Source organism: Synechococcus lacustris Maggiore-St4-Slac, from assembly GCF_024345595.1.
Classification (GTDB): domain Bacteria; phylum Cyanobacteriota; class Cyanobacteriia; order PCC-6307; family Cyanobiaceae; genus Synechococcus_D; species Synechococcus_D lacustris.
The window spans coordinates 1-25615 of record NZ_JAGQBK010000010.1 but is presented as its reverse complement, the minus strand read 5'-3'; the positions used below and the strand labels follow the sequence as shown (position 1 = coordinate 25615).

Sequence of the window (25615 nt, the reverse complement as noted above, 5' to 3'; positions counted from 1 at the left end):
GGTTTGCGGCCTGGTGGTTGATCACCCGAGCATTGGCGATTTCTTAAGGGATGGCTTTGCCTTAAAAAGCCAGCTTGCAGAGTTTTTGCAGATTGGGCAAAGCAGCTTGGAGGCAAGGCTGCCCTGCAGCACAGAGGCCCTTGCGGCACTCCATCCAGGGGCCTTTGCCTGCAAGGCGGAGGCTTTAGTTAAGGAGGTGGAAAGTTTTTACGAAACTGAGGTGGGGGACGGCCATCTTTATGAATTAGCCGCCTGGCATCTCAATAGCGCTGCATATATTGCCGATACCCTCCGTTTGCAGACATTGATTGCAAAGGGTCAACATCTTGATTTTGGTGGTGGTATCGGTAGCCATGCCCTGGCTGCGGCCCAGTTGCCCCAGGTGGAACAGGTGTGGATGGTGGATCTGAATGGCTGGAATCGTGATTTTGTAAGCCAACGGGCGCAAAGCCTTGGCTTGGCCCATAAATTGCGCTGTGTGCGGGATTTAACGGCGCCGGAATTACCAGAGCAATTTGATAGTTTAGTTTGTTTGGATGTATTAGAGCATCTGCCTGATCCGGCGCTGCAATTAGAACTATTTGCTAAAAGATTAAAAGCAGAAACCGGTGCGGCATTAATGAATTGGTACTTCTTTAAGGGTTTTAATGGCGAATACCCGTTCCATTTTGATGGGCCTGAACTGGTTGAGAAATTTTTTCAAACATTACAAGATTTGTATTTGGAACAGTTCCATCCCTATCTGATTACTGCCCGCATTTACGGCCTGCGCTAATGTTGCTCAACCTAATTATTCTCAAAAAAATTCTTTTAGCAATTTTACTGTTTTTTGTATCCTTATCCGCCATGGTGGGGAGTTTCCGTTATGACGAATTACCCCTGCTGGTTCAACAACTATCAGGCTCAAATCAACGGATATTACTAGGGATGGCGCAAAAAGGAATGGCTGCAGGACCTGAAAAATTAGAGCAGATAGCCATCTTTTCTGGGATCTACGCCTGTTTAATCAGCTTGGCTGCCATAGGAACCTTACGTAAAAAAGCTTGGGGTGAAAAGCTGCTGCTAACAATTTTAGTTATTAGTATGCCCTTTGAATTGATGGAAGTTAGTAAAAATCCATCAATTTTAAGTGTAGTTGTTATGTTGCTAACCCTCTTGGGCTGTTTGGTTGTGGGCCAACAGGTTTTTAAAAGGGAGCAACGGTGATGCGCTTGCGTTCCCGGGTGGAACGGCGGATTGTTTCAAATTTCACCACACCATCAATTAAGGCAAAAAGGGTGTCGTCTGACCCTTGGCCCACATTTAAGCCGGGCAACACGGAGGTGCCCCGTTGGCGGATCAAGATTGAGCCTGCGGTTACTTTTTCGCCGCCGTATCGCTTAACACCAAGTCTTTTTGAATTGGAATCGCGACCGTTGCGGGTTGAACCGGTACCTTTTTTGTGGGCCATGGGGAGTTGCTGGTTGGGGGTGCGGAAAGTATTTGAAACAGATTCTAGAACGGATTAAAACAGCGGCTAGCAATCCTGTTTGCCAACCCGATACCAAATCAGGCGATGCTTTTGCCGCCCACCGTGATCGATTCAACCATCACCCGGGTGAGTTCTTGGCGGTGACCGTTTTTGCGGCGTGTTTTTTTCTTCTTTTGCATCTTGTACACAATTATTTTGGGGCCGCGGCGGTGGGTCATCACCTTCAAGCTCACCTCAGCGTTCGCCACATAGGGTTTGCCCAAGGTGGTGGCTTTGCCATCGTTAACCAGCAACACCTCTTTTAAAGTGATTACTGCATCCACATCAGCCGCTAGGCGATCGATGTCGTAGTAACGATTGGGCTGGAGCCAAAATTGTTGGCCTGAGGCCTCAACAATGGCGTATGGGCTGTTGGTCATGGCTGAACTCCAGCATTGCTCAGGCAGACCAAGCGGTCATTTTGGGCCTGGGGCAACGCCAATTGGAAAACAAACAAAGATCTTCCCAGATCGCTTTTGCTTTCGTCAAGACTGGGGGGCATGGAGGTTCCTGAACTGGTGATTGGTGCTTTGTTGCAGAACGAGCTGCTGCTCGATTCCTGTCGCCTGGGCCTAGGGGAGGGTCGCTATGGCATCAGGACCATATCCACAGACCCAGGCAAGTTGCTGGCGGAGCTGCAGAGCTGCTGGGATGGCTTGGATGGGGTGTTGATTGAACAGGGCGTGCTCGATGGCAGCAGCCTTGATTTATTGCGGGCCCAGGGGCTGATGTTGCCCGCGGTGGTTATTGGTGCCGTAAACGGCCAAACCACTTACCACGAAGCTGAATTGCATCTGCCAGCCGATCAATTGGCCCAGCTGCCCTACAGCTTGGATGCGGCCGTTTGCAATTTCCTGGAAAAACGGCTTTTAAAAACGGCCCAGCAGGATCACCACGCCCAGGGGGCTTGGCGTTTATCGCAGCGGTTGGAGGAGCGGCTTGGCTTCCTTGGGGTGTATTACAAGCGCGACCCCCAGCTGTTTTTGCGCAACCTCAGCGATGCTGAGCAAAGCGAATTGATCCAATCGTTAAAACGCAGCTATCGCGACCTGTTGCTGAGTTATTTCAGAGATCCGGCCGCTGCTAACCAAGCGATTGAAAGCTTCGTAAACACAGCATTCTTTAGTGATTTGCCGATTACAAAGGCTGTTGAAATACATATGAATCTGATCGATGGCTGGTCTAAGCAGCTACGTGTAGAGGGACATCAGAGTGAGTTCCTTCAGGACTACCGCCTTGCTTTGCTCGACGTGATGGCTCACCTTTGTGAGATGTATCGCCGTTCCATTCCCCCCGAGCCTTTGGGCAGCTTTGCTCGTTCAAAGGCAGCGGACCGACTTCAGGAGGAGTCTTCATGAGCCCCCGTAAGACCTACATCCTCAAGCTTTATGTGGCTGGAAACACGCCAAACTCAATGCGGGCCCTCAAAACCCTGCGCAACATCCTTGAAACCGAGTTCCGTGGGGTTTATGCCCTCAAGGTGATCGATGTGCTCAAGCAACCCCAATTGGCGGAGGAGGACAAGATTCTCGCCACCCCAACGCTTGCAAAAATCCTTCCCCCTCCAGTGCGACGCATTATCGGCGACCTCTCAGATCGAGAACGGGTGCTAATTGGCCTCGACCTTCTCTATGAAGAGCTCTCCGATGATGCGGATGGATATTCCTTTGATGAAGTTTCTGAATAACCTCAAGCAATGAGCAGTTCACCCATGTTCCAAAGTTCAGCCGAAACCCATCTCAGCCAGGTGCAAAAGCTGGCCACGGGGATTGAAGGTTTTGATGATGTGTGCCACGGCGGCCTACCCATAGGCCGCTCCACCTTGATCAGCGGCACATCTGGCACCGGTAAAACAGTATTTTCATTGCACTTTTTATATAACGGAATCAAGCATTTTGATGAACCGGGAATCTTCGTAACCTTTGAAGAATCACCGCTCGATATTTTGCGAAATGCCGCCAGTTTTGGTTGGGATTTGCAGTCTATGGTTGATAATGATAAGTTATTTATTTTAGATGCTTCTCCGGATCCAGAGGGTCAGGATGTGGCTGGCAGCTTCGACCTTTCAGGGTTGATTGAGCGTATTAACTATGCGATTAGAAAATATAAAGCCAAGCGTGTTTCGATTGATTCCATCACTGCCGTATTTCAGCAATATGATGCGGTTTCTGTTGTGCGGCGCGAGATTTTTCGCCTGATCGCCAGGCTAAAAGAAATTGGTGTAACAACTGTTATGACCACTGAAAGAATAGATGAATACGGCCCAATCGCCCGCTATGGAGTTGAGGAGTTCGTGTCGGATAATGTTGTTATTTTGCGCAATGTACTAGAGGGAGAGCGGCGTAGGCGCACCTGCGAAATTCTCAAACTGCGGGGCACAACGCACATGAAAGGCGAATTCCCTTTCACCATGGGTGTGCATGGCATCAGTATCTTCCCGCTCGGAGCAATGCGGCTTACCCAGCGTTCTTCAAATGTGAGAATTAGTTCCGGGGTGCCAAAATTAGATGAAATGTGTGGTGGTGGTTTCTTCAAGGATTCAATAATCCTGGCCACAGGTGCCACAGGAACAGGAAAAACATTGCTGGTGAGTAAATTTCTAGAAAATGCCTGCGTTAATAAAGAGCGAGCAATTTTGTTTGCCTATGAGGAGTCGCGGGCCCAGCTGCTGCGCAATGCAACCAGTTGGGGGATCGATTTTGAGCAGATGGAATCAGACGGCATGCTCAAAATCATCTGCGCCTACCCAGAATCCACTGGTTTGGAAGATCATTTGCAAATCATAAAAACTGAAATTAGTCAATTCAAGCCATCTCGAATGGCGATTGATTCCCTCTCTGCCTTGGCCCGTGGCATTAGCCACAATGCATTCCGTCAGTTTGTAATCGGGGTTACCGGTTATGCAAAACAGGAGGAGATTGCGGGCTTCTTCACAAATACATCCGAAGAATTTATGGGGAGTCATTCGATTACAGATTCCCATATTTCTACAATCACAGACACCATACTTCTCCTCCAATATGTGGAAATTCGCGGTGAGATGTCTCGGGCGTTAAACGTGTTTAAAATGCGTGGTTCCTGGCACGACAAGGCAATACGTGAATTCGTAATCACAGGAAATGGCCCTGAGATTAAAGATTCCTTTGCCAATTTTGAAAGAATAATTAGTGGTGTTCCCCATCGAATTACAACGGATGAGCGCAGCGAATTGGCCCGCATTGCCCGTGGGGTTGACAATGAAAGCCTTTGATTACTACTTAATTATTGCTTGTTTTTGATAGCATTACTTCGTCGCCGTCCGATTGCTCAAGGGGTAGCTCAAACCAGAATGTTGTGCCTGTGCCCAATTCACTAACTATTCTTGCTTGGGTGCCGTGTTTATCGAGAATTCCCCGCACAATTGATAGGCCGAGGCCGGTGCCAGCTTCGGTGTGCACAGCGTTTTCAACCCGGAAGAAGCGTTCAAATACCTGGCGGCAATCATCTTCGCCGATGCCGCTACCACTGTCTGCAATTTCTACCCTGATGCGAGGTAGGGGAGAGCTGTTGTCGGATTGCTGCACCGGGCAGGTATCGGGCCATGGGTAAGCCCTTAGTTGCACCATTCCGCCCGGGGGTGTGAATTTAAGCGCGTTGCCAACCAAATTATCAAAAACCTGCAGCATCATGTCGTAGTTTCCCCTCACCCTTGGCAGGTCAGCGGATAGATCAAGTTCCAAGCTCACACCTTTATCTTGGGCATTGAGGCGATAGCTGCGCAGGGTTTGTTCAATCGCTGTATCTAATTCCATTGGTTCAAAAGACCAAACCCGATCGGATTCAAGCCTTGAGAGATCAAGCACATCGTTTACCAGCCTTGTTAGGCGATCGGTTTCCGCATTTGCAGTGAATAGAAACTCCTGGCGTTGATCATCATTTAGTTGATCCCACATATCGTGGAGGGTTTCAACGTAGCTTTTTATATTAAATAGGGGTGTGCGTAATTCATGGGATACGTTGCTTATAAAGCGACTTTGGGCTGCATTTAATTCCACCTCCCTTGTGAGGTCTTGCACGGTAACTGCGATGCCTTTTAATGATTCGCCGCTGCCATCGCGTACCGCCTGGAGTACGAGCCGCAGGGTGCGCGCCGGTTCACCCATGGCGCAACGCAATTCAGCGTTATCTCTTTTACCGCTAAGCATCTGCTCAAGCGGTTCTTGTAATTCCATCGCCAGGCTATCTGGAAGTAATTTTAATAAATCAACGTTTTCTAGATTTCTGCCCTCCCAGCGAAATAAACGGCGGGCTGTGGGATTTGAGAGCACCACATTTCCCTCCTTATCAAGTAGCAATGCCCCATCGGCCATCGTTGCAATTAGGGATTGTTGTTTTACCTGGGCCGCTGTTAACTCTTCAATATTGGCGGCGTCGTAGGCCTGCAGCCGGGTGGCCATGTTGTTGAAGCCATTCAATAGCTCCCCCAGCTCTCCACCCATGGGTAAGGCGATGCGGGTGCCGAAATCACCCTCTGCCACAGCCCTAACCCCTTTTAAAAGCTCCTTAACAGGCCGGGTAATCGTGAGGGCATTAAATACTGCGCCAAGAATCACCAACACCCAAATAGAAACAAAAACCGCCACCGTTACATCCCTTGTGAGGGCAGCGCTGGCAAGCACCGCTTCATTTGGGTTTACGCCAAGGGCCATTACCCCCAAGTAGCGTTCGCCAGCCAGCATCGGCACAAACACATCGGTTACCAAACCATCTGGGGTTAGGTGTTGGCGAATTAAGGGGTTCTGAGGCCTTTGCTGTAAATCAGCGGGTAGCTCAAGCCTGCGGCTTAGCAATAAATCATTGCCACCATCAACTTTGCTAACGGGAATTCCCAGATAGATAACCCCTTCAGGATCGGCATAAAAGATGTATCTGAGGCTGCGGCTTGTGCGCCAAAACTCCTCAGTTACCCGTGCTAATTCCCTGTCGTGCCCCTCCGCTGCCAACGGCACCACATTGCTGGCTAGCAGCAAGCCAAGGTCTCTGGCATAGCGCGTGTCGCCCATGCGGGCTTCCTTTTGGATGCCATTGAGGGAGAAAAAGGTAAGACCTGTCATCAAGAGGCTCACCACTAGGGTGGCCACCGCCAATAATTTGGTTTGCAGGCTGAATTCTTGCCACCATCTGGCGATTGCTTCCAGCAAACTTGGGCGGGCGGTGCTGGTCAGGGGACTAAGTATTGAAGGGCTTAAGCCTAGTTAGTTGTGGCTATCGGTAGTTCTGCCTCACCTGATGGCCGATGTCGGCCCGCACCTGCATGCCAGAAAACTGCACTTGGCTTAGCCGTTCATAGGCAGCTTTAAAAGCAGCATCGAAATCAGCAGCTTGGGCCACGGCCGCCAGCACCCGGCCGCCACTCGTTAGCAATGGGCCAGAGCTGCTGGCCTGCACTCCGGCATAGAACAGTTGGCTGTTTTGGTTGCCAGGGTTAGGGCCCTCTTGCTGGGAATCAATGATGGGATCACCCAAGCGTGGTTCCTCTGGATAATTTGCGGCGGCAGCCACCACACAGGCGCTGCAGAGGGATTTAACGGTTAATTCTGGGGCGCTTTCAAGCCGGCCTTCGGCGCAGGCCAGCAGAACCCCAGCTAGATCGCCTTCAAGCAAAGGCATCAGCGTTTGGCATTCAGGATCACCAAAGCGGCAATTGAATTCGATCACTTTGATGCCTGTGGCCGTGAGCATCAGGCCCGCATAGAGCACCCCCCGATAGCTGATGCCGCGCTGGCGCAAAGCAGCTAAAACCGGCTCCAGCACCAGTTCACGCACTTGCTCTAGGCCAGCTGCATCTAATAAAGGGGCAGGGGCATAGGCACCCATGCCGCCGGTGTTTGCTCCAATGTCTCCTTCACCAATACGTTTGTGGTCTTGGGCTGGGGGCAAAAGCAACAGCTGCTTGCCATCGGTGAGGGCAAATACCGACACCTCTGGACCGCTCAAACTTTCCTCTAAAACCACCCGATCGCCGGCGGCACCAAAACGGCCTGAGAAGCAAGCTTCAATTGCTGCAATCGTTTCGGCCACACTATTTGCAACGGTTACACCTTTACCTGCTGCCAGTCCATCGGCTTTCACCACAAGGGGGCGGTTGAGTTGCCTTGTGATTTGGCAGCCTTCCTCGGCGCTATTCACCACCCAGAAATCGGCAGTGGGAATACCCGCCTCCTTCATTAGTTGTTTGGCCCATTGTTTGCTTGCCTCTAATTGAGCACCGTCTGCCCCTGGGCCAAACACGGCTATCCCGGCTGCTCGCAACTCATCGGCAAGGCCAGCGGCCAATGGCCCCTCTGGGCCGATCAATACCAATTCGATTTGATGAGTGGCGCAGGCAGCGATAAGGCCACTTGCATTTGTTGCGGCGATCTGAAGCGTTTCACACCCAGAAATCCAGTTGCTGGCGCCATTGCCAGGGGCAAGCCACACCTGGGGATTCCCTTTCGAGCGGCTTAAAGCCCAAGCCAGGGCGTTTTCCCTACCGCCGGAGCCCACCACCAAAATTCGCGCCACAGCCATACTTGCCCGGAGCTCCATCTAGCCATTGCTCCTCACTATTACCGCGGCTGTGGTCCCTTGGGTGTTGGCAGGTGGTCTGCTGGCAAAAGCTCCCAGGCCTGCCCCCCCTCTCCCCCCTGGTGCCAGCTCGGTGGAGGAATTTGAGTTGCTGTTGCAAAAAGGCGATCGCCAGCAACTCCAGGAGGGCTGTGGGGAAGCGCTAGCCCTGGGCCTTGATGAGCGTTTGCGTTTATTGCGGCCGCGTTTGCTGGAAATCAACGCCGATGATCATTCATTGGCAGTGGTGTTAGCTGATGCCAAAGCACTGCTGGCCTGCAAAGCGCCGGAGGCAGCACTGCAGGTGCTCAATCGCGTTAGCCCAGCCGTGGGCAAACCAAGGGAGCAATGGCTATTGCTGCAATGGCAAGCCGCTAACGCTGCCTTGAACCATCGCAGGGCGGCACTTGCCTTAAGGCGTTTTTCCAAAGGGAACCCCCAGGTTCTTGCCGGCCAGCTATTGCCCCTAGCTCAAAGCCAGCGCTCTGGGCTTGAACAGCAGGTATTGCAATTGGAAGCCATAGACGCCTTACCTGAAGCTGTTGGCCTCCTTATGGAGCCCGATCCCTCCCCAGCGGTTAGTGCTGGCCGCAAGCTTGATGCAGTGCGCCTGCTTGTTAAGGGCGGCGAAGCGGAGCGGGCTGAAAGTTTGATACCAAGTGCCCTGAACCAATCGGCCCTCGCTGAGGCATGGGGCGTGAGTGCTGAATTGCTGATGCAGCAGAGGGCTTTGCAATTGGCAAGCGGCAATAGTGCTGCTGCGGCTCAAACCACCAACCGCCAGGAACGCCTGGCCCGTCGCTTGGAAGATGCCATGGGGGTGAGGCAGGCCCTAGTGGCACGCATAGCTGATGGCAGCAGCAACCCGCCCTTGGCCCAGCGGCTGCTCAGCCGCCAAGAACCATTGGAATTGAGTAAGGGGGCACTGCTGTCGGCCCTTTTGGCTTTAAACACAGAGCCGGTTTCAGCTGCAAATCAAGCTGTTCCGTTTGCTCGGCTTGAACTGGCTAAACGGTTGGCTCAGCAGATCAACCATCGCGAGCGGTTGCTGGATGTGTTGGCGGATCAAGAAAACCAAGCCCGCCAGGCTGATGATCCTTGGCTGCTGGATCGGGTGAATCGCCAGGCGTTACAAAGCAGCGCTGGCAATCCACTGCGGGAATTGGATGCCATAGATAGGCGCCAGCGTGAGTTGCTTGCCGATCCCCCCCTGGGGGGTAGTGCTTGGGAAGCATTCACCCCATTGCGGGAACAAGCTGAATTGGAACGTTTACGCCAAGAGGAAAAACTTGAACAACGCTTTGAACAACGGCTGGGTTTTGATCCCTACCCAGGCTTGTTTTCACTGCCAGCCCTACTTGAGGATTTGCAACGGCTGCGCTTAGCAACAGCCGGCCAGTTGGTGGCTGGAAACCAAAGCTGGAAACTTGCACCAGCGCAATTTGGGCTTCTGCCAAGGCAGCTGGGGGATCGGCGGCGCAGCAAGGTGAGTAAAGAATTGACAGATGCCTTGGCATCCCTAGCGATTACGGAAAAGGAAAAAGAACAGGGCCTAAGTCTTTTCGGCCAATTGGTGCAGCAGTTGCAAGAACGGGAGCAATTAAATCTGGAACTAAGCCAAGACCTAGCCAGTGGCAAGCTCAATCCAGAGGCATTGCAACGGGAAGAGCGGTTGCTTTTCTTGGAGCGGCAATTGGATCCCCGTGGTTCAAATATTCGAACGCTAATGGCCTTTGGCCGCTCGGAAAAAGGTTTGCTTAGCCTGAATAAATTGCATGAACAGGAGGATAAATTGCGCTTGCGCAGCCGTTTTGAAGAGTCGCGCAATTTAAATGCTCGCCGGCTTTTGTTGGAGGATCAATTGCAGCAAGAAACAATCACGGGTCCCCGCTGGCAACCGCGGGCACCGATCACCGCACCCCAGTTGGAGGCCATCAAGTTGAGCCGCCTATGGAGGGAATATCGCAGTGATTCTGCTTCTGGAGTGGTGCCTACTTTGCAGGATTTGGCCTTTAGAACGAAAGATGGGGCCCTAGAACTGGAACTTGTGCGTTATCGCTTAGCGCAATTGCTTGATCAACCAGTTCGCTCCCCGCTGCGCCCATGACAAACCTTGAGATCGGGGCCTTGCTCCATGAAGGCAAAGCAAAAAAAGTGTTTCGCACCAACCGTGAAGGGGTGGTGGCAGTGCAATTCAAAGATGATGCCACTGCATTTAACGCCCAGAAAAAAGCCCAGCTGGGGGGCAAAGGCCTGCTGAATTGGGAAATATCCGCCAGGTTGTTTGAGGCGCTTGAAACCCGTGGGGTTTGCAGCCACTACCTGGGCTGCCTTGAGCCCGGCTGGATGGTGGTGCAGGAGGTGAAGATCGTTCCCCTAGAGGTGGTGTTGCGCAACTTAGCGGCGGGATCCCTATGCAAACAAATGCCAATAGCGCCTGATACGCCATTGGAGCCCCCACTTTTGGATCTCTATTACAAAGATGATCAGCTGGGCGATCCCTTGCTCACGGAGGCTCGCCTTGAGCTTTTACGGCTTGTTAGCCCAGGGGAGCGGCTTCAGTTGGAAGCGCTTAGCCGCCAGGTGAATGCTGTTTTGCAGGGGTTGTTAGCTGCCATCGAGATCACTTTGGTGGATTTCAAGCTGGAATTTGGTCGCAAACCTGGGGGCACCATGTTGCTTGCCGATGAGATCAGCCCAGACACCTGCAGGCTTTGGGATCAGCGGGCAATTGCTGAAAAGGAGGGGCGCATTTTGGACAAAGATCGTTTTCGCAGGGATCTAGGCGGAGTTGTGGAGGCCTATGGGGAGGTACTCAAACGGGTCCAAGGGTTAGGGCCAACCCCTAGGCATTACCGGTAAGTTCCCCGCATATGCGGTGAGATTGCCGCTTGTGTAACTTCACCATGGCCATAGGTAGTTCGGGCATAGGTAGTTCCCAGCTGATTTCAGCCCGCCTATGGAAGGCCCTGTTGTTAGGCGGTTTTTCAGCTCCATTGCTAGGGGCGGGTTTAATTGCAATCGGAAGCTTTAACCCAGCTCAAGCCCAGACCAAGGGAGCTATCCCTGCATCGGAACAACTCGATTCCAACAGCGCGAGCGAAGCCAACAGTGCAAGAGAAGCAAAGGTTTTAATTAGCGAAGTGGCAGTTGTTGGCCTTGAAGATCATCCCGATAAGGAACGATTAGAGCGGGCTGTATACGACTCCCTAACGGTGCGGCCAGGCATAAGCACCAGCCGCAGCGCCCTTAAAACAGATTTAGCAGCTATCTACGCCACAGGCTGGTTTAGCGATGTTCGTATTCAACCCACAGACGGCCCCCTAGGGGTTCGCCTTGTGGTGAACGTAACCCCAAATCCAGTGCTGAAGGAGGTTGTACTCAATAACCCCAAGGCGCTTTTGCCAAAAGAGCGCATAAATGATGTTTTTGCCTCTGATTACGGCCGCACCCTGAACCTAAAAAGCCTCGACCGCCGCATGGTGGAGTTGCAGAAGTGGTACGCCGAGCAGGGATATTCCTTAGCCCGCATCAGCGGTCCCACCAGGGTTAGCCCAGAAGGGGTGGTGGAGCTTTCGGTGCGAGAGGGCACCGTAGAGGCCATTGAGGTGCAATTCCTTAATGCAAATGGTGATGCAACCGATGAAAAAGGCAAGCCGATTAAGGGCAAATCCAAGCCCTGGGTAGTGAGCCGAGAAATATCCCTCAGGCCCGGCAAGTTGTTTAATCGCCGCCAGTTAGAAGGCGATATCAAACGCCTTTATGCCACCGGTTTATTTTCCGATGTGAAGGTAACGCTCAAGCCAAACCCCAGCAAGCCAGGGGAGGTTTCAATTGTTTTGGGTGTTACCGAACAATCAACCGGCTCCCTTTCCGGCGGTGTTGGCTTTAGCCAAAACCAGGGTTTGTTTGGCCAAATCCAGCTACAGGAAAATAATCTTTGGGGTAATGCTTGGAACTTAGGTTTGAACTTTACCTATGGCCAGTATGGCGCTTTGGCGGATTTAAGCTTTGAGATTCCCTGGCTAAAGGATGATCCAAACCGCAGTAGTTTGCGCTTAAAGGGTTTCTTAAGTAGGGAGATACCACAAGCATTTCAAAGCCAAAATAATGGCGCTATCCGCACCATAAGCGGCTTTTATGAACCACCGGCCACTTCGGTTAACCTTGCCCAAGCTATTTATTTGAATCGCGCTTTTGGTCGCCCTGATAATTTAGTTCTTAATGTAGAAGATATCGGTTTTGATAGCACTGCTGCTGCGGCATTTGGTTACTTCAATGGTTACAACTTCTATGAAGCGGAAGGAGATTTGGTTAGGGTTCAACGCACCGGTGCAAACCTCCAGTATGTGCGCCCCTTGCGGGGTGGTGATCCCTATAGGCGCAATTTATGGACGATGATATTTGGTTTAAGTGGTCAGGAGGTAACAACAATGAATGGATTCAGCACCCAGCGTAAATATGGTGCCGCTCCATTCACTAACAACGGTGATATCTATGCCGATACGGATGAAATCATTTGCCTTGGTTTCAATTGCGCCAGTAAAAACCAACTGGTGGGGGGGAGATTTGCGGTTTCTTATAACACCCTAAATGATAATAAGAATCCCCGTTCCGGTACATTTTTCACCGCAAGCACTGAACAGTATTTAAGTGTTGGTGAAAATTCCCCCACCTTCAACCGTCAGCGGGCTTCCGCCACCCATTTTATACCCGTTAACTATCTCAAACTATATAAAGGTTGCAGGCCTAAGAAAGGTGAGCCAGAAGATTGCTCCCAGTCGATTGCTTTCCAGTTATCCGCTGGCAATGTAACCGGCAGTCTCCCCCCCTATGAAGCATTTTGTTTGGGCGGTAGCAACTCAGTGCGTGGTTATTACGACTGCGACTTGGGTGTGGGTCGCAGTTACATCGAAGGAACAATTGAATACCGCTTTCCGATTTTTAAAATCATTAGTGGTGAGTTCTTTATCGATGCCGGCTCCACCCTCGGCAGCCAGAACCAAGTGCCAGGTAATCCGGGCGGCCTATTGCTTAAAACCGGCCAGGGTTTCTCCATTGGTACCGGTGTGATTGTTACCACTCCGGTGGGCCCCCTGCGCCTTGAGGTGGCAAGCCAGGATCTAACCGGTAATTGGCGCTTCAATGTTGGCGTTGGCTTTAAGTTCTAAAGGTGCAGTGGCCAACTAACTACAACCGTTGCTGGGGCCTGCGGAATGCGGTTGAGCGCAGTGGCATCGGCTTGCATTCCGGCGCTAATTGCACCTTGCGCTTGCAACCAGGTGCAGCGCCTGGTTTGCGGGTGGGCTGGCTGGATCGGCCCAATGATCCAGCGCAATTGCTAAACCCCAGCCTTGTGCAAGACACGCGCCTTTGCACCTCCTTGCGCCTTGGCGATCGCCACCTGGCAACGGTGGAGCATCTGCTGGCAGCTTTGGCGGGCACTGGTATCACCCAGGCGGAAATTTGGCTCGATGCCGAGGAGGTGCCCCTGCTCGATGGATCTGCCTTGCCATGGGTTGAGGCCATTGCAGAGGCGCTGCCAACTGATTTGGGCCCCAGGCCACCCCTGCCTGGGCTGGCTGAGCCGATCACCCTTCAGCAGGGCCAGGGTTTTGTTGCTGCCCTGCCAAGTGCTGAATTGCTACTGAGCGCTGCAATTGAATTTCCCCACCCCGCCATCGGCAAACAGTTGTTTTCGATAGTGCTAACCCCGGCTGCTTTTGTGGAGCAGATCGCTCCGGCCCGCACCTTTGGTTTTCGCGACCAGGTGGAGATGTTGTTGAAAGCGGGCTTGATTAAGGGGGGCGCCCTGGATAATGCCTTGGTTTGTGATGGTGAGAACTGGCTTAATCCCCCCCTGCGCTTTGTTGATGAACCGGTTAGGCACAAACTTTTAGACCTAATTGGCGATTTGGCCTTGGTTGGTTTACCCCAAGCCCAAGTGATGGCCTATCGCGGTTCCCACGCCCTACACACCCAGCTGGCCGCTGCCCTACACCTCAAATTGACCGAATGACCAGCACTGATCCCACCAGCCTCAGCAGTGAACAGATCCTCAATTTGCTGCCCCATCGCTATCCGTTTGCCCTAGTGGATCGGGTGCTTGAGCATGAACCTGGCAAACGGGCAGTGGCTTTAAAGAATGTAACTATCAACGAGCCACAATTTCAGGGCCATTTCCCTGGGCGCCCATTGATGCCAGGGGTTTTGATCGTTGAGGCGATGGCTCAGGTTGGTGGTTTGATAGTTACCCAGATGCCAGATCTACCCAAGGGTCTTTTTGTGTTTGCAGGTATCGACGCCGTAAGGTTTCGCCGTCCGGTAGTGCCGGGGGATCAGTTGCTAATCACCTGCGAGTTGCTCAGCCTCAAACGCAAGCGTTTTGGCAAAGTGCATGCCGAGGTAACCGTTGATGGTGCTTTGGTGTGTTCCGGAGAACTGATGTTTTCACTGGTGGATTGACCCATGGCGGCATCAACCCTGGCAACCCAGATTCACCCCACCGCTCTGGTCGATCCAGGCGCCTGCCTTGCAGCAGGTGTAAGCGTTGGTCCATTTGCTGTGATTGGCCCCCAGGTGCGCATTGGCGCTGGTAGCCGCATTGGTCCCCATGTGGTTATCGACGGCCAGGTAACCATTGGTAGCGACAACCATATTTTCCCTGGCGCCTGCATTGGCCTTGAACCCCAAGACCTCAAATATGCCGGCGACAACACTGAAGTTGTTATCGGCGATGGCAATCGCATTCGTGAATACGTAACCATCAACAGGGCAACGGCCTCCGGTGAACGCACCGTGCTTGGCAACCACAACCTATTGATGGCCTACAGCCATATCGGTCACAACTGCCGGCTTGGCAATCGCATCGTGATTGCCAATGGGGTGGCGGTGGCAGGCCATGTGGATATCGACGACCGAGCTGTGATCGGAGGTGTGTTGGGTATCCATCAATTTGTACACATCGGCAGTTTGGCGATGGTGGGCGGCATGAGTCGCATCGACCGCGATGTGCCCCCATACGCCATCGTTGAGGGCCATCCAGGCCGCTTGCGGGGCCTCAATTTGATTGGCCTGCGGCGCAGTGGCCTTGCCGATGCCGATAACGGGGCGGTGCTGAAGGAATTGCAGTTGCTGTGGAAATTGATCTACCGCAGTGAATATTCCCTGAGCCAAGCCCTTGAACAGGCGCGCCAGCAGCAGCTTTCAGCTGCTGCTGAAAAGCTGGTGGCATTTTTAGAGAGCAGCTGCAGCGCTGGCCGCCGGGGGCCATTGCCGGCCCAGCGCCCGTGACCCATCTGTTGATCAGCACCGGAGAGGTGTCTGGGGATCTCCAGGGCAGTTTGTTGATTAAGGCCCTCCACCAGGAAGCAAGGAAACGGGGTGTAACCCTGCGGGTGAGTGCCCTCGGGGGCCCGCGCATGCAAACAGCCGGGGCTGAGCTGTTGGCCAACACAACACCCCTTGGGGCCATTGGCCTCTGGGAGGCATTGCCCCTGGTGTTGCCCACACTTCAACTGCAAGGCAAGGCCCGCAGATGGTTGGCGAGCAATCCCCCTGATGGGGTGGTGTTAATTGATTACATGGGCGGTAACACCCCCTTGGGGCGTCGGGTAAAGCGGGAGCGGCCGGAGCTACCGGTGTTGTATTACATCGCCCCCCAGGAATGGGCATTTCGCATGGGGGAGGGGGGTACCACCCGTTTGATTGGGTTCAGCGATCAGATCCTTGCGATTTTTCCTGAGGAGGCCCGTTTCTACCGGGAGCGAGGCGCTGTGGTGCATTGGGTTGGCCACCCCCTACTAGACACCCTTGGCGAGCTGCCCAGCCGCGCCGCTGCCCGCCAGGAGCTAGCCATTGCCGAAGACGAATCGCTGCTGTTGCTGCTGCCGGCCTCGCGCAAACAGGAATTGCGCTGGCTGCTGCCGCCCCTTGCCGAAGCGGCCGCCAGGTTGCAAAAAATTTGTCCCAAACTGAAGGTGATTGCCCCATCGGCCCAGCCTGGGTTTGAGCAGCCCCTGCGCGATGTGATCGATCGCGTTGGTTTAAAAGCAACGGTGCTTAATTCCGATCAGGGGGATCGCCTCAGGCCAACTATCTGTGCCGCAGCTGATTTGGCCCTAACTAAATCGGGCACCGTCAATTTGGAATTAGCCCTGCGGGGGGTACCCCAAGTGGTGGGCTACAGGGTTAGCCGGCTTACGGCCCTCATGGCGAGGCGCCTATTGCGCTTCCAGGTGGAGCACATCTCGCCTGTGAATTTGGTGCTTGGGGAGCGCTTGGTGCCAGAGCTCTTGCAGGAGCAGCTCCAGGTGGATCAACTGGTGGCAGAGGCCCTGCCCCTATTGCAAAACCCGATGGCCCGCCAAGAAATGCTGGCCGGCTATGGCCGCTTGCGGGCGCTACTGGGTGAGCCGGGTGTAACCCAAAGGGCTGCAGCCCTCATACTTGATGCTGTTGTTAAACCGTAAGGGGTTTGTGTTTAAAGCTCTTAGTTGTTGGTTTGGGGTGCTTTTGCTGTTAATCAGCCAGCCGGTGCAGGCAGCTCCCATCAATCAAGCTGTTCTCGCTGGCGGTTGCTTTTGGTGTTTAGAGCATGATCTGGAGAAGCTGCCCGGGGTGCTGGATGTGCAAAGCGGCTATTCCGGCGGTGATAGGCCCAACCCCACCTACAAGCAGGTGAGTGCTGGCGGCACCGGCTATGTGGAGAGCGTAGCTGTGCGTTTTGATCCCGAAAAATTGAGCTACGCCGCACTGTTGCGTTCCTATTGGCGCAATGTCGACCCCACCGATGGCAATGGTCAATTTTGTGATCGAGGCGATTCCTATCGACCGGTGATCTTTGTTGCCGATGCCAGCCAGCGTTCAACGGCAGAAGCCAGTGCAGCTGCCGCCAAAGCAGAGTTGAAATCCCCTAAACCTTTACGGGTTGCCATCGAACCCCTCAAGCGCTTTTGGCCTGCGGAGGATTACCACCAGAATTACGCCGATCTCAACAAGGCGAAATACAACTTCTACCGCTGGAGTTGCGGTAGGGATGCTCGCTTAGATGCGGTGTGGGGTAAAAAAGCGCGCAAGGGGGTGATGTGGTCATCACTACCGCTAAAGGCTGGCGAACCCCGCTAAATTCCCCTGTGGAAGGGAATTGGTTATGTATCTACTTTTGATTCGAGAGGGTTTGGCCACCAGATATGTGGGCCCCTACGAGAGCCCCAAACATGCTGCCGACGATTTAGATCGCTTACTTGCCGATTGTGATGCCAGAGCCCGCTGGCAAATCCACGAGTTGCAATCACCCCAATTTCGTGGCCTGCGGGAATTAGCGGCGGGGATGGCCGCGGAATAGGCCACTTTCAATCATTAGGCCCACCCCGGCGTTAATGCAGATCAAGCTCAAGGTGCCCAGCCAAAACCATGGTTTGGCTGGGTAAGCCGATCGCCTCATTACGGCCTCTCCAAAGAGGCATAAACCCACTGGCAACAGCAATATTCCTGATTGAGCCTTGAGATACCAAGCCCACTTCACTGGAACCGTGGGGAGTTTTAACCAATTGCGGTTCCTGCTGTTGGCCACGTTTATACACTCAAGGTTGCAGTTGGGAAGGCGGCATCGGCCAATTGCCGCGCCAGCTGCAGCCGCAGCTCTTGATTTGAAACATGCCGCTCAAGCATTTTGGCGGCCTGGCTTTTGAAACGATGCCATTCCTCAAGGGCAGTTTCCCAGGCCTTGCCCTGCTCCCCATCCCATTGGCCTTGAACGGTTGCTTCAAACCAAAAGGAGGTGTTGTCGGATCCGGTGAGTTGGAATCCGCTTTGTTGAATCACGTGCTGATTTTTGCTTGCCTCATTCCAGGCTTAACTCTTCCTTAGCCCCTGCCGCAATGGCTTTACACCAATTAACTAACAGCCGAACGCCAAAACCGGTGGCACCAGAGGGATCTGGCCCTTTCCCTTTTTCGTTCCAAACCGGCCCAGCAATGTCGAGGTGGGCCCAAGGAATCTGCCCATCAACAAATTCCTGCAGAAATAATGCTGCGGTGATGGCACCGCCGGGCCGTGGCCCGGTGTTTTTCATGTCGGCCAGGCCACTCTTTAGCCCATCTTTGTAAGACTTCTGCAATGGCATGCGCCAAAGGGGTTCCCCCGCTGCCCGGCCAGCTTCGATTAGTTGATCAGCCAATTGATCATTAGCACTCCACAAACCAGCAATTTCATCGCCAAGGGCCACCACACAGGCGCCAGTGAGGGTGGCGAGGTCAACAATTGCATCCGGCTTTAAGGCAGAGGCATACACCAAGGCATCGGCGAGGGTGAGGCGGCCCTCAGCGTCGGTGTTGTTGATCTCAATTGTTTTGCCATTGGAGGCGGTGATAATTGCACCCGGATGAATTGCCTCAGCGCTCACCATGTTTTCGGTGGTGGCACTGATTACATGGATCTCAAGCCCCTCAGGCCGCAGGCTGGCCAAGCTGCGGGCAGCGCCTAAAACGGCGCCACAGCCACCCATATCAAATTTCATTAGTTCAATCTGGCTGCCACCGGTTTTGAGGTTGTAGCCACCGGAATCGAAGCTGAGCCCTTTGCCAATCAGCACTACCCGCCGCAAGGCAGGCCCCTGGGCGGGAATAACAAGGTGAATGAAGCGGGGGGGAACGCAGGCCCCTTGAGCTACCGCCAGGAAGGCACCCATCCCTTTTTCGCGGCAACCCTGCTCATCAAGCACGGTTAATTCCAAATCAAATTCCTGGGCCAGGCTGCGGGCAGTGGCCTCCAGGCTTAAGGCATTCACTAAATTGGGTGGACCCCCCACCAATTCCCGGGCTAATTCAACCCCTGCGCAAATTGCTTGCTGGTGCTCTAGTTCCCCTTGCTGCTCAGGGTTAACCCCCAACAACCAGCAAACATCGGGCTCCTGGCGCGGTTCGGGTGCACTGCGGAAGCGCTCATCTTTAAATAAAGCCAAGCGCGAACCTTGCACTAGGGCAGCGATTGCTTCTGACGGGGCCAGGCCTTCAAGCGGTAGGGCAAGGCCCAATTGCTTGCAGCCGCTGCCAAGGCTGGCCTTGCTCAATTGAGCTGCCGCGGTTCGCAGGGCAAAGCCATCAAAATTTTCTGGTTCACCAAGGCCAGCAACCAGCAACAGGGCGGGGTGCTCGCCGGGCAGGGTGAGGCTGATCAATTCACCGGGTTTTGCTTTGAACTCCCGTTGCTGCAAGAGGGCAGTGGCGGTGCTGGCAACGGCCGGGGCAAGGCTTTTTAATTGCTCCTGCCAATGGTTGCTGAATAAACCAAGGCCTAGGGCATCACAGGCGCCATCCGCCAGGGGTTGATTGCTGCAACGGAATTCCATAGGGCTAGCGGTTATCGGTTGGCGCGATCGTACTGAGCGATTAGGGCAAGCCGGTTTAGCTGTTCTGAAATGGTGTTTGCCAGCGTTGGCGGCATTCTTTATTGAATGGTGGTTGCCACAACTGGATTTGCTCAAGCTCCAACAAGCGGCGGGCGCGGGTGTTGCTTGGGGCATCACACCAGAAACGAATGCTTAGTTGCGGTAGTTGGCCGCAACGCACCAACCCCTCCCCGTAGGCGGCCAGGTAGGCCTTGCAATCGTGCTCGCCTTTCCAGCGGCGATCCGCCTGGCAGGTTTCACCGAGGTAGAGCAACAGATCATTGCCAGCACCAAGGCTGTGATCGAACACGAAATAAAGGGCAGCACCCCTCTGGGGTGGGGCAGGCCAGCGCCAAAACTGCAGATGTTGGGCTGGCAGCGATAGGGGATCTGGCACTGCCGCAGTTGGTATGGCGGGGTCGCTAGGAATGGCAAATAATTGCCCCTGGCCCGGGTGGCAGGGTTTGCGTTGCTGTTGTTGGTATTGCAACACCCGCCCTTGCCAGGCTTGTAGGGCATCTGGACCCAGCTGCAATTCCGCTGCGGTGTTGCCGCCTGCAATCCCTTTGAACAGGCTTGGTTGATGAACTTTGCTCACGGCTTGGTGCTTGGCAAGGCCGGGCCATTGCTTTGGCCAAAGCACACCCTGCCGATCAAGGCTTCCACCACAGACGCCGGTAAACCAAGCCGCTCCTGGAGGTCGGCCAGGTCGCAAAATGGCCGGCGTGCCCTCTCCCGCAACAGGCGTTTGCAACGTTCGGGGTTGAGTTCATCCAGGCTTTTTAGTTGAGCGCTAGGGGCGCTATTGAGGTTGATCGCTGCTGGTAAGGGGCTTGGCGGTTCGCTGTACCAACGAAACAAAAGATGGGGTTTCCAGGCTTCTAGCTGGGCGGCCGGCAGCTCCAACAGTTGGGCCAGATCGGCGGGGCCGCTCAACTGCACTCCCCCCTTCTGGAGCCGCAACAGCAACTCAGCTTGAGCCTGTTGGCAGCCGGGCAGTTTGAGCCAATCGTTGAGGCTGGCCCTGTTCACATCGATCTGCCAAACCCTGAGGGGGGTTGCTGCTGTTTTTTTTGTTTGAGTTGGCGGTTGCTTCAAAACCCGCAACACCTGGCGGGCGAGGGGATCCAGCCAGTGGCCTTGCGCCATAGGTGGTTTGGCGAAATATCAATCTGGGGTCAGTATCGGGTCGGCCATCCGCCCTGGCCAGGGGGAGGAGGCCGCCCAGAATGGCGGCTTACCCCGGCGGCCCATGGGCTTTTTTGAATCCGACATCGTGCAGGATGAGGCCAAGCGCCTTTTTGCCGATTACCAGTCGCTGATGCAGCTGGGAGGCGAGTATGGAAAGTTTGACCGTGAAGGCAAGAAGCTTTTTATCGAGCGCATGGAAGAACTCATGGATCGCTACCGCGTTTTCATGAAACGCTTTGAGCTATCTGAAGATTTTCAAGCCAAGCTCACTGTGGAACAATTGCGCACACAGTTGAGTCAATTCGGCATTACACCAGAGCAGATGTTTGAACAGATGAATCTCACCTTAGAGCGCATGAAAACCCAGCTTGAGGCAGAATCTTGAGCTTAAATAAAAACCTTGATTGGTTTAGCCGCGGGGTGGCTGATCTATTCCCTGATAACGCTGAAACCGCTCTAACTAATAAACCTTTACGGATTAAATTAGGTATTGATCCCACCGGCAGTGAAATTCATTTAGGCCATTCGATCCTGTTTCGCAAATTGCGAGCTTTTCAAGATGCTGGCCACACGGCGGTGTTGATTATTGGTGATTTCACTGCTCGCATTGGCGACCCCAGCGGTAAAAGTGCCACCAGGGTGCAACTAAGCAGCGATGAGGTGGAAGCCAATGCCACCACCTATTTGGAGCAATTGGGCCAAGGCCAAGATCCAAGCCTTTCACTTTTGGATTTCCACACCCCCAATCGCCTTGAGGTGCGCCGCAACAGTGAATGGTTAACGGATTTAAATCTACCGAAAGTGATTGAATTATTGGCGTTAAGCACCGTTGGTCAGATGCTTGCAAAGGAAGAATTTGCCAATCGTTATGCCGGTGGCACGGCGATTTCATTACATGAGTTTTTATATCCTTTGCTCCAGGGTTACGACTCAGTGGCGATTAAAGCCGATTTGGAACTTGGCGGTACGGATCAAAAATTTAATGTGGCTATGGGTAGGGATTTACAGCGTCATTTTGGTATGAAACCTCAATTTGGCCTGCTAATGCCGATCCTCCCCGGCCTTGATGGGGTGCAAAAGATGAGTAAAAGCCTCGGTAACACTGTTGGTTTAAAGGAAGACCCCCTATCGATGTATTCCAAGCTGGAAAAGGTGCCCGATGGGCTGGTGGATCAATACATCACCTTGCTCACCAACCTCGAATTAGGGGCATTGCCCAGCAATCCCAGGGAGCGGCAAATGGCGATGGCCCTTGAGGTAACCCGCTTACGCCATGGCGATCGGGCAGCTGCCGCAGCCCAAGCCGATGCCGCCAATTTGGTGGCTGGTGCTGCCGCCTCGGCTGAAGTGCCTGAGGTTTCACTTGGGGCTGTGAATTTTCCAGCCAAGGCCTTTTATCTGCTCAGCGCCGCGGGCATTTGCAGCAGCAGTGAAGCAAAACGGCAGATCCAAGGCGGTGGTGTGAAGTTGGATGGTGAAAAATTGAGTGATCCCAACCAGGAATTCCAAACTGCAACTGAACTAGAAGGCAAGGTGTTGCAGTTGGGCAAAAAAATATTTCGGCGCTTAAAAGCTTTATGAACACCCTGATGAAAGCCTCCAACCAGCTGGTTGTTGCCCTTGATGGCATGGCTCCGCAGCAGGCGTTGGCTTTTGTGCGCTCTATCCCAGATTTGCGCTGGGTAAAGGTGGGTTTGGAGTTATTTGTGGCCGGTGGCCCCGAGGTGGTAACTGAATTGCGGCGCCTCGGCCTAGAGGTGTTCCTTGATCTGAAGTTTCACGATATTCCTGCCACCATGGCCGCTGCTTGCCGCCAGGCGGCAAGTTTTGGTGCTGGCCTGATCACTGTTCATGCAGCAGCAGGCTTGGCGGGGTTGCAGGCCGCCCAAGAGGGGGCGATTGAAGGGGCAACTGCGGCTGGTTTACCACTGCCCAAATTGCTAGCCGTAACGGTGCTAACGAGTTGGGATCCCCCTTGTTTTGCAGATCAGTTGGCGATTAGCGAACCGATCGATCGTTATGTGCATCGCCTTGCCCAGTTGGCCACCGCTGCAGGTATTGCCGGTTGTGTTTGTTCACCCCTCGAGGTGGCAAGTTTGCGGGCAGCCCACCCCCAGCCTTTTGCCCTTGTTACCCCTGGCATTAGGCCCCATGGCAGCGATTGCAATGATCAAAAACGGGTGCTAACCCCTGGCCAAGCCCTTGCCGCTGGCGCTAGCCAGTTAGTAATCGGTAGACCAATAACAACCGCTGCAGATCCCGCTGCAGTTTTCAGCCAGTGCTGCCAAAGCCTTGGAGCTTAGATATTAACCACTGGATTGTTTAATAATAATCCAGTGGTTATATAGTTTGCTTATAAGTTCTTGAACTGTTGTTTTCTCCAGCCATGCATTGATGTAATCAGTCAATGTATGATTTTCCTTGGCTGAAATTATTACAAGTTCGCTGGAAAATTTATTGTAAAAAGGAGTCCATAAACTATAGCTTGGATGCAATACTGCCCAGGTGGCCCCCCCCTCAGCGCTGGTTAGCAAAGCATCATATCTGTTGGTGGAATTGCTAAAGAATTCAGCTTGATTTGAAACAACTGCTAACTTAACTTGTATCGGTTTCTCACTGGTGCCAAGGTTTTTAGCGATGTAATCGCGCACTTCTTCGTTAATTAATTCTGGATCGCTGATCGCAATTACCAAATGGCGATCGAGAGGTCGCTGTTGTATCTGCTGGAGCCTTGGTAATATTTGATCAGAAACTACTAGCCCAAGGTGTACCTTTAGATAGCCTTTGCTCATTGAGAACTGAGAGGCATAGTCAGGATTTGCATCTATTCCACCAATGGCGATGTCTAGGCGTTGCTGATTTATTAGCTTTTCCAGATCATTAAGATTTCCTTCTTTCCAAGCAACTTTCAAGTTAAGACTTTTAGTTAATGAATTAACTAAATCTACGTCAAATCCCACTAATTCTCCTGCGCGATTGCGATATACCCATGGCATTGAATTACGATTTAACCCCACCCTCAGAAAGCCTCTGGCACGAATTTCATCTAGATTTGAATTGGCTGCGGGCAAGGTTTTTAACAGTTTAGATCCTCTTGGTTCCGGTATCAGTGATTTTAGATTCATTAAGGTGATATTGTTGTTGTATTTGCTAATCATGATGTTTCCCAGTCCTGTTTTCAATGCATTGCCAAGCAAGCTGCTTATTGCGATGCAGGCTAACAGTCCAATTGAAAGTAGTAAGGGTTTTAAGCGCAGTTTATCCATGCTGAAGCAGCAGGTAAGTAGTGCCATTAGTAATAATCCCTCAAGGGAAATCACTTTTTCAAACCTATATAGCCATTCAGAATTTATATACATTAGTTGCATTAGATTCAGAGGTAAGCCCGCCTCTGAAAGGCCTGCCTGAAAAGCTGTTTTAAGTCCCCCGGCTAAACTTGGTATTGCGATTCCAAGAACTGTTAGTGTTTTGGAAAAGTTCAATGGTTGATTCACATACCAACCCGCAAATGGAATGAAAAGCAAACTTGCGATTTGACCAAGCATTGGTAAAGTAAAACCAACTGAAATAATCGCTGCAATTTCTTTTTCTTTTTCTTCAGAGCTTGCTTTAGTGCTAAGTAGAAGTTGATTTAGATTACTTATAAGGATTGGCAAAGCTATAAGTAGATTGCCGCTGCTAGCGGTGAGTGCAAATGGACCTTTAGTTGCTTTCCAGAGCTGTTGAGGGCTGAAAGGTGTAAGGGAGGTAGCTAAGCTTAATGAAGCAAAGCTGATTATCAAAAAAGCTATGGCACATAAATATACAAATCCTTGCAACTTTAATAGCTGATCGCTGTTGCTAGTGGCAATAGTATTAAAGCATAGGGCGAATATACCAATAGGTATAATCTTTGATACAAGTTTAATGCTTGCTTTAAATAGATCCCTTAAGGGGTTTAATAGATCTAAAATTTTAGTGCGATTAGATTGTCTTTGTAATATAATGCCAAGGACTGCGCTATAAAGAACAACTCCGGGAAAATTATCTGAGGCTAAAGCTGAAAATATATTAAATGGTATGTAAAGTGCGATCAGGTCTGTGGGATTTTGTGGTTTAAGTTGACTTGGATTAAAGAAATTAGAAGCAGGAGAATTTGGCAGGTATTGCGGAAGCCAAAGCACCATTGCTGCACCCATTCCCCATATTAGTAGCAAGCTTAATAAGCCACCGCGAAATAGATTGCTAATCGCCTTATTTGAAAGCGATCCGAGAGAGGCAACTAGCTCACAAATGAGAAATGGCATCACTACAACTTGAGATGCACGCAGAAAGATGTTGCCGAGTGGAACCAAAAATGGAGCTAATTGGGGTAGTAGGACGCCGCCGCTTATGCCAAGGCAGAGGGCAAGAACGCATTGATTATCTAGCGAGTTGCACCAGGTGGGTACGCGAAGCATCTTATGTATTAAGCTGCTTAATAATATCCAACATTACTTCTGTGTCTAGGCACTGGTTTTTTAAGCTATTTATAGTTTCCTTGCTGGCGATAGGGCTGTTTGGGCCTGCTCTGCAAGTTAAAGCTCAGAAGCAGGCTTTAAGTACTGAAGTGATTGAGGTTTCCATGTGGATAGATAACGTTTATGGTTTTTCAGTGAAGGATAAAACCTATAATATTCAAGGCTCTATGCTACTCACTTATCCTCAGTTTATCCAAGATAATCTAAAGGAAGCTGATCAGATTGCTGGGGCTAATATTATTGATCTGGTGCAATTTGAAAACATGGTAGAGCCCTGGAATTCAAGTTTTACTCCTTTATACGCCGCGCCAAAGCTTCTGGCGGATAAGCGATTAGCTCAGGGCTATGATTTCAGTGGTTCTTTTTACTCAAATTCTATTAACTTTAAAAACTATCCTTTCGGGGTATTGCCGCTCTCGGTTGTTTTGCGGCCAAGGGTTG

At 52.2% G+C, this 25615-nt stretch carries 28 protein-coding genes; 18 read left to right on the top strand and 10 right to left on the bottom strand.

Features of this window, described 5'->3' with window-relative positions; translation table 11 throughout:
• The first annotated feature begins 13 nt into the window (after positions 1–13).
• Together KBY68_RS08465 and KBY68_RS08460 are read left to right on the top strand one after the other, a co-directional pair.
• Positions 14–775: a class I SAM-dependent methyltransferase gene (locus KBY68_RS08465; protein WP_255096765.1), complete on the top strand. Its 762-nt coding sequence runs from the start codon at positions 14–16 to the stop codon at positions 773–775.
• Positions 775–1206, top strand: coding sequence for a DUF2127 domain-containing protein (locus KBY68_RS08460; RefSeq protein ID WP_255096764.1), 432 nt, complete (start codon positions 775–777; stop codon positions 1204–1206). The genes KBY68_RS08465 and KBY68_RS08460 overlap by 1 nt, the downstream gene beginning before the upstream one ends.
• On the opposite strand, the gene rpmA is transcribed toward KBY68_RS08460, so the two are convergent.
• On the bottom strand, positions 1187–1450 hold the full coding sequence (gene rpmA, locus KBY68_RS08455) for a 50S ribosomal protein L27 (RefSeq protein WP_106499131.1): 264 nt from the start codon (positions 1448–1450) through the stop codon (positions 1187–1189). The two genes, KBY68_RS08460 and rpmA, sit on opposite strands and share 20 nt — an antisense overlap.
• Positions 1451–1548: 98 nt before the next feature.
• Positions 1549–1890: a 50S ribosomal protein L21 gene (rplU, locus tag KBY68_RS08450; RefSeq protein WP_106499130.1), complete on the bottom strand. Its 342-nt coding sequence runs from the start codon at positions 1888–1890 to the stop codon at positions 1549–1551.
• A gap of 120 nt (positions 1891–2010) precedes the next feature.
• Between rplU and KBY68_RS08445 the strand changes: the two genes are divergently transcribed.
• The 3 genes from KBY68_RS08445 to kaiC are packed head-to-tail and all read left to right on the top strand — an operon-like array spanning position 2011 to position 4760.
• A complete protein-coding gene (locus tag KBY68_RS08445; RefSeq protein WP_255096762.1) occupies positions 2011–2868 on the top strand; it encodes a circadian clock protein KaiA in 858 nt (285 codons plus the stop codon).
• Entirely contained in the window at positions 2865–3197 is a 333-nt protein-coding gene (kaiB, locus tag KBY68_RS08440; protein ID WP_106499128.1) for a circadian clock protein KaiB, read from the top strand. Before KBY68_RS08445 ends, kaiB begins: the two co-directional genes overlap by 4 nt.
• A 24-nt stretch (positions 3198–3221) precedes the next feature.
• A complete protein-coding gene (gene kaiC / locus KBY68_RS08435; protein WP_106499127.1) occupies positions 3222–4760 on the top strand; it encodes a circadian clock protein KaiC in 1539 nt (512 codons plus the stop codon).
• 7 nt (positions 4761–4767) lie between these two features.
• Here kaiC and KBY68_RS08430 read toward each other — a convergent pair whose 3' ends face one another.
• On the bottom strand, positions 4768–6714 hold the full coding sequence (locus tag KBY68_RS08430) for a HAMP domain-containing sensor histidine kinase (RefSeq protein WP_255096830.1): 1947 nt from the start codon (positions 6712–6714) through the stop codon (positions 4768–4770).
• 40 nt (positions 6715–6754) lie between these two features.
• Entirely contained in the window at positions 6755–8077 is a 1323-nt protein-coding gene (gene purD, locus KBY68_RS08425; RefSeq protein ID WP_255096761.1) for a phosphoribosylamine--glycine ligase, read from the bottom strand.
• Between the two features lie 7 nt (positions 8078–8084).
• Here purD and KBY68_RS08420 point away from each other — a divergent pair, with 7 nt between their 5' ends.
• From KBY68_RS08420 to KBY68_RS08380, 9 genes are read left to right on the top strand one after another with little or no spacing between them, the layout of a single operon-like run.
• On the top strand, positions 8085–10202 hold the full coding sequence (locus KBY68_RS08420; protein WP_255096759.1) for a hypothetical protein: 2118 nt from the start codon (positions 8085–8087) through the stop codon (positions 10200–10202).
• Positions 10199–10957 (top strand): phosphoribosylaminoimidazolesuccinocarboxamide synthase, encoded by a 759-nt coding sequence (gene purC, locus KBY68_RS08415; protein ID WP_255096757.1) that lies wholly within the window; start codon positions 10199–10201, stop codon positions 10955–10957. The genes KBY68_RS08420 and purC overlap by 4 nt, the downstream gene beginning before the upstream one ends.
• Positions 10958–11001: 44 nt before the next feature.
• Entirely contained in the window at positions 11002–13266 is a 2265-nt protein-coding gene (locus tag KBY68_RS08410; RefSeq protein WP_255096756.1) for a BamA/TamA family outer membrane protein, read from the top strand.
• Positions 13267–13268: 2 nt separating this feature from the next.
• Positions 13269–14114 carry a UDP-3-O-acyl-N-acetylglucosamine deacetylase gene (gene lpxC, locus KBY68_RS08405; protein ID WP_255096753.1) on the top strand — a complete coding sequence of 282 codons (846 nt, stop codon included), beginning with the start codon at positions 13269–13271 and terminating at the stop codon, positions 14112–14114.
• Positions 14111–14560, top strand: coding sequence for a 3-hydroxyacyl-ACP dehydratase FabZ (fabZ, locus tag KBY68_RS08400; protein ID WP_106499120.1), 450 nt, complete (start codon positions 14111–14113; stop codon positions 14558–14560). The genes lpxC and fabZ overlap by 4 nt, the downstream gene beginning before the upstream one ends.
• Positions 14561–14563: 3 nt before the next feature.
• Positions 14564–15388: an acyl-ACP--UDP-N-acetylglucosamine O-acyltransferase gene (gene lpxA / locus KBY68_RS08395; protein ID WP_106499119.1), complete on the top strand. Its 825-nt coding sequence runs from the start codon at positions 14564–14566 to the stop codon at positions 15386–15388.
• Positions 15385–16566, top strand: a complete 1182-nt coding sequence (gene lpxB, locus KBY68_RS08390; protein ID WP_255096752.1) for a lipid-A-disaccharide synthase — start codon at positions 15385–15387, stop codon at positions 16564–16566. Before lpxA ends, lpxB begins: the two co-directional genes overlap by 4 nt.
• The gene (gene msrA / locus KBY68_RS08385) at positions 16547–17221 is read left to right on the top strand and encodes a peptide-methionine (S)-S-oxide reductase MsrA (RefSeq protein WP_255096750.1); all 675 of its coding nucleotides are present in this window, start codon (positions 16547–16549) and stop codon (positions 17219–17221) included. The genes lpxB and msrA overlap by 20 nt, the downstream gene beginning before the upstream one ends.
• A gap of 25 nt (positions 17222–17246) precedes the next feature.
• A complete protein-coding gene (locus tag KBY68_RS08380) occupies positions 17247–17441 on the top strand; it encodes a hypothetical protein (RefSeq protein ID WP_106499116.1) in 195 nt (64 codons plus the stop codon).
• Here KBY68_RS08380 and KBY68_RS08375 read toward each other — a convergent pair.
• Genes KBY68_RS08375 through KBY68_RS08355 form a run of 5 tightly spaced genes read right to left on the bottom strand, consistent with a single transcriptional unit; the run spans position 17415 to position 20633 of the window.
• Positions 17415–17669 (bottom strand): hypothetical protein, encoded by a 255-nt coding sequence (locus KBY68_RS08375; RefSeq protein WP_106499159.1) that lies wholly within the window; start codon positions 17667–17669, stop codon positions 17415–17417. The genes KBY68_RS08380 and KBY68_RS08375 overlap by 27 nt on opposite strands.
• A gap of 2 nt (positions 17670–17671) precedes the next feature.
• Positions 17672–17920, bottom strand: a complete 249-nt coding sequence (locus KBY68_RS08370) for a hypothetical protein (protein WP_161955800.1) — start codon at positions 17918–17920, stop codon at positions 17672–17674.
• A 19-nt stretch (positions 17921–17939) separates the two neighbouring features.
• Positions 17940–19445 (bottom strand): leucyl aminopeptidase, encoded by a 1506-nt coding sequence (locus KBY68_RS08365; RefSeq protein ID WP_255096745.1) that lies wholly within the window; start codon positions 19443–19445, stop codon positions 17940–17942.
• A 55-nt stretch (positions 19446–19500) separates the two neighbouring features.
• Positions 19501–20127, bottom strand: coding sequence for a GIY-YIG nuclease family protein (locus tag KBY68_RS08360; protein WP_255096744.1), 627 nt, complete (start codon positions 20125–20127; stop codon positions 19501–19503).
• Positions 20079–20633: a ComEA family DNA-binding protein gene (locus KBY68_RS08355; RefSeq protein ID WP_255096742.1), complete on the bottom strand. Its 555-nt coding sequence runs from the start codon at positions 20631–20633 to the stop codon at positions 20079–20081. The genes KBY68_RS08360 and KBY68_RS08355 overlap by 49 nt, the downstream gene beginning before the upstream one ends.
• A gap of 103 nt (positions 20634–20736) precedes the next feature.
• On the opposite strand from KBY68_RS08355, the gene KBY68_RS08350 reads away from it, so the two are divergent.
• The 3 genes from KBY68_RS08350 to pyrF are packed head-to-tail and all read left to right on the top strand — an operon-like array spanning position 20737 to position 22978.
• Complete coding sequence (locus tag KBY68_RS08350) at positions 20737–21060, top strand: DUF1825 family protein (protein ID WP_255096829.1); 324 nt, start codon at positions 20737–20739, stop codon at positions 21058–21060.
• A 35-nt stretch (positions 21061–21095) separates the two neighbouring features.
• Positions 21096–22256: a tyrosine--tRNA ligase gene (gene tyrS, locus KBY68_RS08345; protein WP_390625586.1), complete on the top strand. Its 1161-nt coding sequence runs from the start codon at positions 21096–21098 to the stop codon at positions 22254–22256.
• Between the two features lie 8 nt (positions 22257–22264).
• Positions 22265–22978, top strand: a complete 714-nt coding sequence (pyrF, locus tag KBY68_RS08340) for an orotidine-5'-phosphate decarboxylase (RefSeq protein WP_255096738.1) — start codon at positions 22265–22267, stop codon at positions 22976–22978.
• Positions 22979–22981: 3 nt separating this feature from the next.
• Here the strand turns inward: pyrF and KBY68_RS08335 are convergent, their stop codons facing one another.
• Positions 22982–25114, bottom strand: a complete 2133-nt coding sequence (locus KBY68_RS08335; RefSeq protein WP_255096737.1) for a cation:dicarboxylate symporter family transporter — start codon at positions 25112–25114, stop codon at positions 22982–22984.
• Positions 25115–25155: 41 nt separating this feature from the next.
• Here KBY68_RS08335 and KBY68_RS08330 point away from each other — a divergent pair.
• Positions 25156–25615, top strand: a 460-nt coding sequence (locus tag KBY68_RS08330; protein WP_255096735.1) for a hypothetical protein, incomplete at its 3' end; no start/stop codon positions are given.

Coding starts and splice junctions, on each gene's coding strand:
- KBY68_RS08410 (WP_255096756.1), top strand. CDS start 11,002: ATGGCCATAGGTAGTTCGGGCATAGGTAGTTCCCAGCTGATTTCAGCC.
- msrA (WP_255096750.1), top strand. CDS start 16,547: ATGCTGTTGTTAAACCGTAAGGGGTTTGTGTTTAAAGCTCTTAGTTGT.
- purC (WP_255096757.1), top strand. CDS start 10,199: ATGACAAACCTTGAGATCGGGGCCTTGCTCCATGAAGGCAAAGCAAAA.
- purD (WP_255096761.1), bottom strand. CDS start 8,077: ATGGAGCTCCGGGCAAGTATGGCTGTGGCGCGAATTTTGGTGGTGGGC.
- KBY68_RS08365 (WP_255096745.1), bottom strand. CDS start 19,445: ATGGAATTCCGTTGCAGCAATCAACCCCTGGCGGATGGCGCCTGTGAT.
- KBY68_RS08350 (WP_255096829.1), top strand. CDS start 20,737: ATGGGCTTTTTTGAATCCGACATCGTGCAGGATGAGGCCAAGCGCCTT.
- rpmA (WP_106499131.1), bottom strand. CDS start 1,450: ATGGCCCACAAAAAAGGTACCGGTTCAACCCGCAACGGTCGCGATTCC.
- fabZ (WP_106499120.1), top strand. CDS start 14,111: ATGACCAGCACTGATCCCACCAGCCTCAGCAGTGAACAGATCCTCAAT.
- kaiC (WP_106499127.1), top strand. CDS start 3,222: ATGTTCCAAAGTTCAGCCGAAACCCATCTCAGCCAGGTGCAAAAGCTG.
- lpxA (WP_106499119.1), top strand. CDS start 14,564: ATGGCGGCATCAACCCTGGCAACCCAGATTCACCCCACCGCTCTGGTC.
- KBY68_RS08355 (WP_255096742.1), bottom strand. CDS start 20,633: ATGGCGCAAGGCCACTGGCTGGATCCCCTCGCCCGCCAGGTGTTGCGG.
- KBY68_RS08445 (WP_255096762.1), top strand. CDS start 2,011: ATGGAGGTTCCTGAACTGGTGATTGGTGCTTTGTTGCAGAACGAGCTG.
- KBY68_RS08380 (WP_106499116.1), top strand. CDS start 17,247: ATGTATCTACTTTTGATTCGAGAGGGTTTGGCCACCAGATATGTGGGC.
- rplU (WP_106499130.1), bottom strand. CDS start 1,890: ATGACCAACAGCCCATACGCCATTGTTGAGGCCTCAGGCCAACAATTT.
- pyrF (WP_255096738.1), top strand. CDS start 22,265: ATGAAAGCCTCCAACCAGCTGGTTGTTGCCCTTGATGGCATGGCTCCG.
- KBY68_RS08460 (WP_255096764.1), top strand. CDS start 775: ATGTTGCTCAACCTAATTATTCTCAAAAAAATTCTTTTAGCAATTTTA.
- kaiB (WP_106499128.1), top strand. CDS start 2,865: ATGAGCCCCCGTAAGACCTACATCCTCAAGCTTTATGTGGCTGGAAAC.
- KBY68_RS08335 (WP_255096737.1), bottom strand. CDS start 25,114: ATGCTTCGCGTACCCACCTGGTGCAACTCGCTAGATAATCAATGCGTT.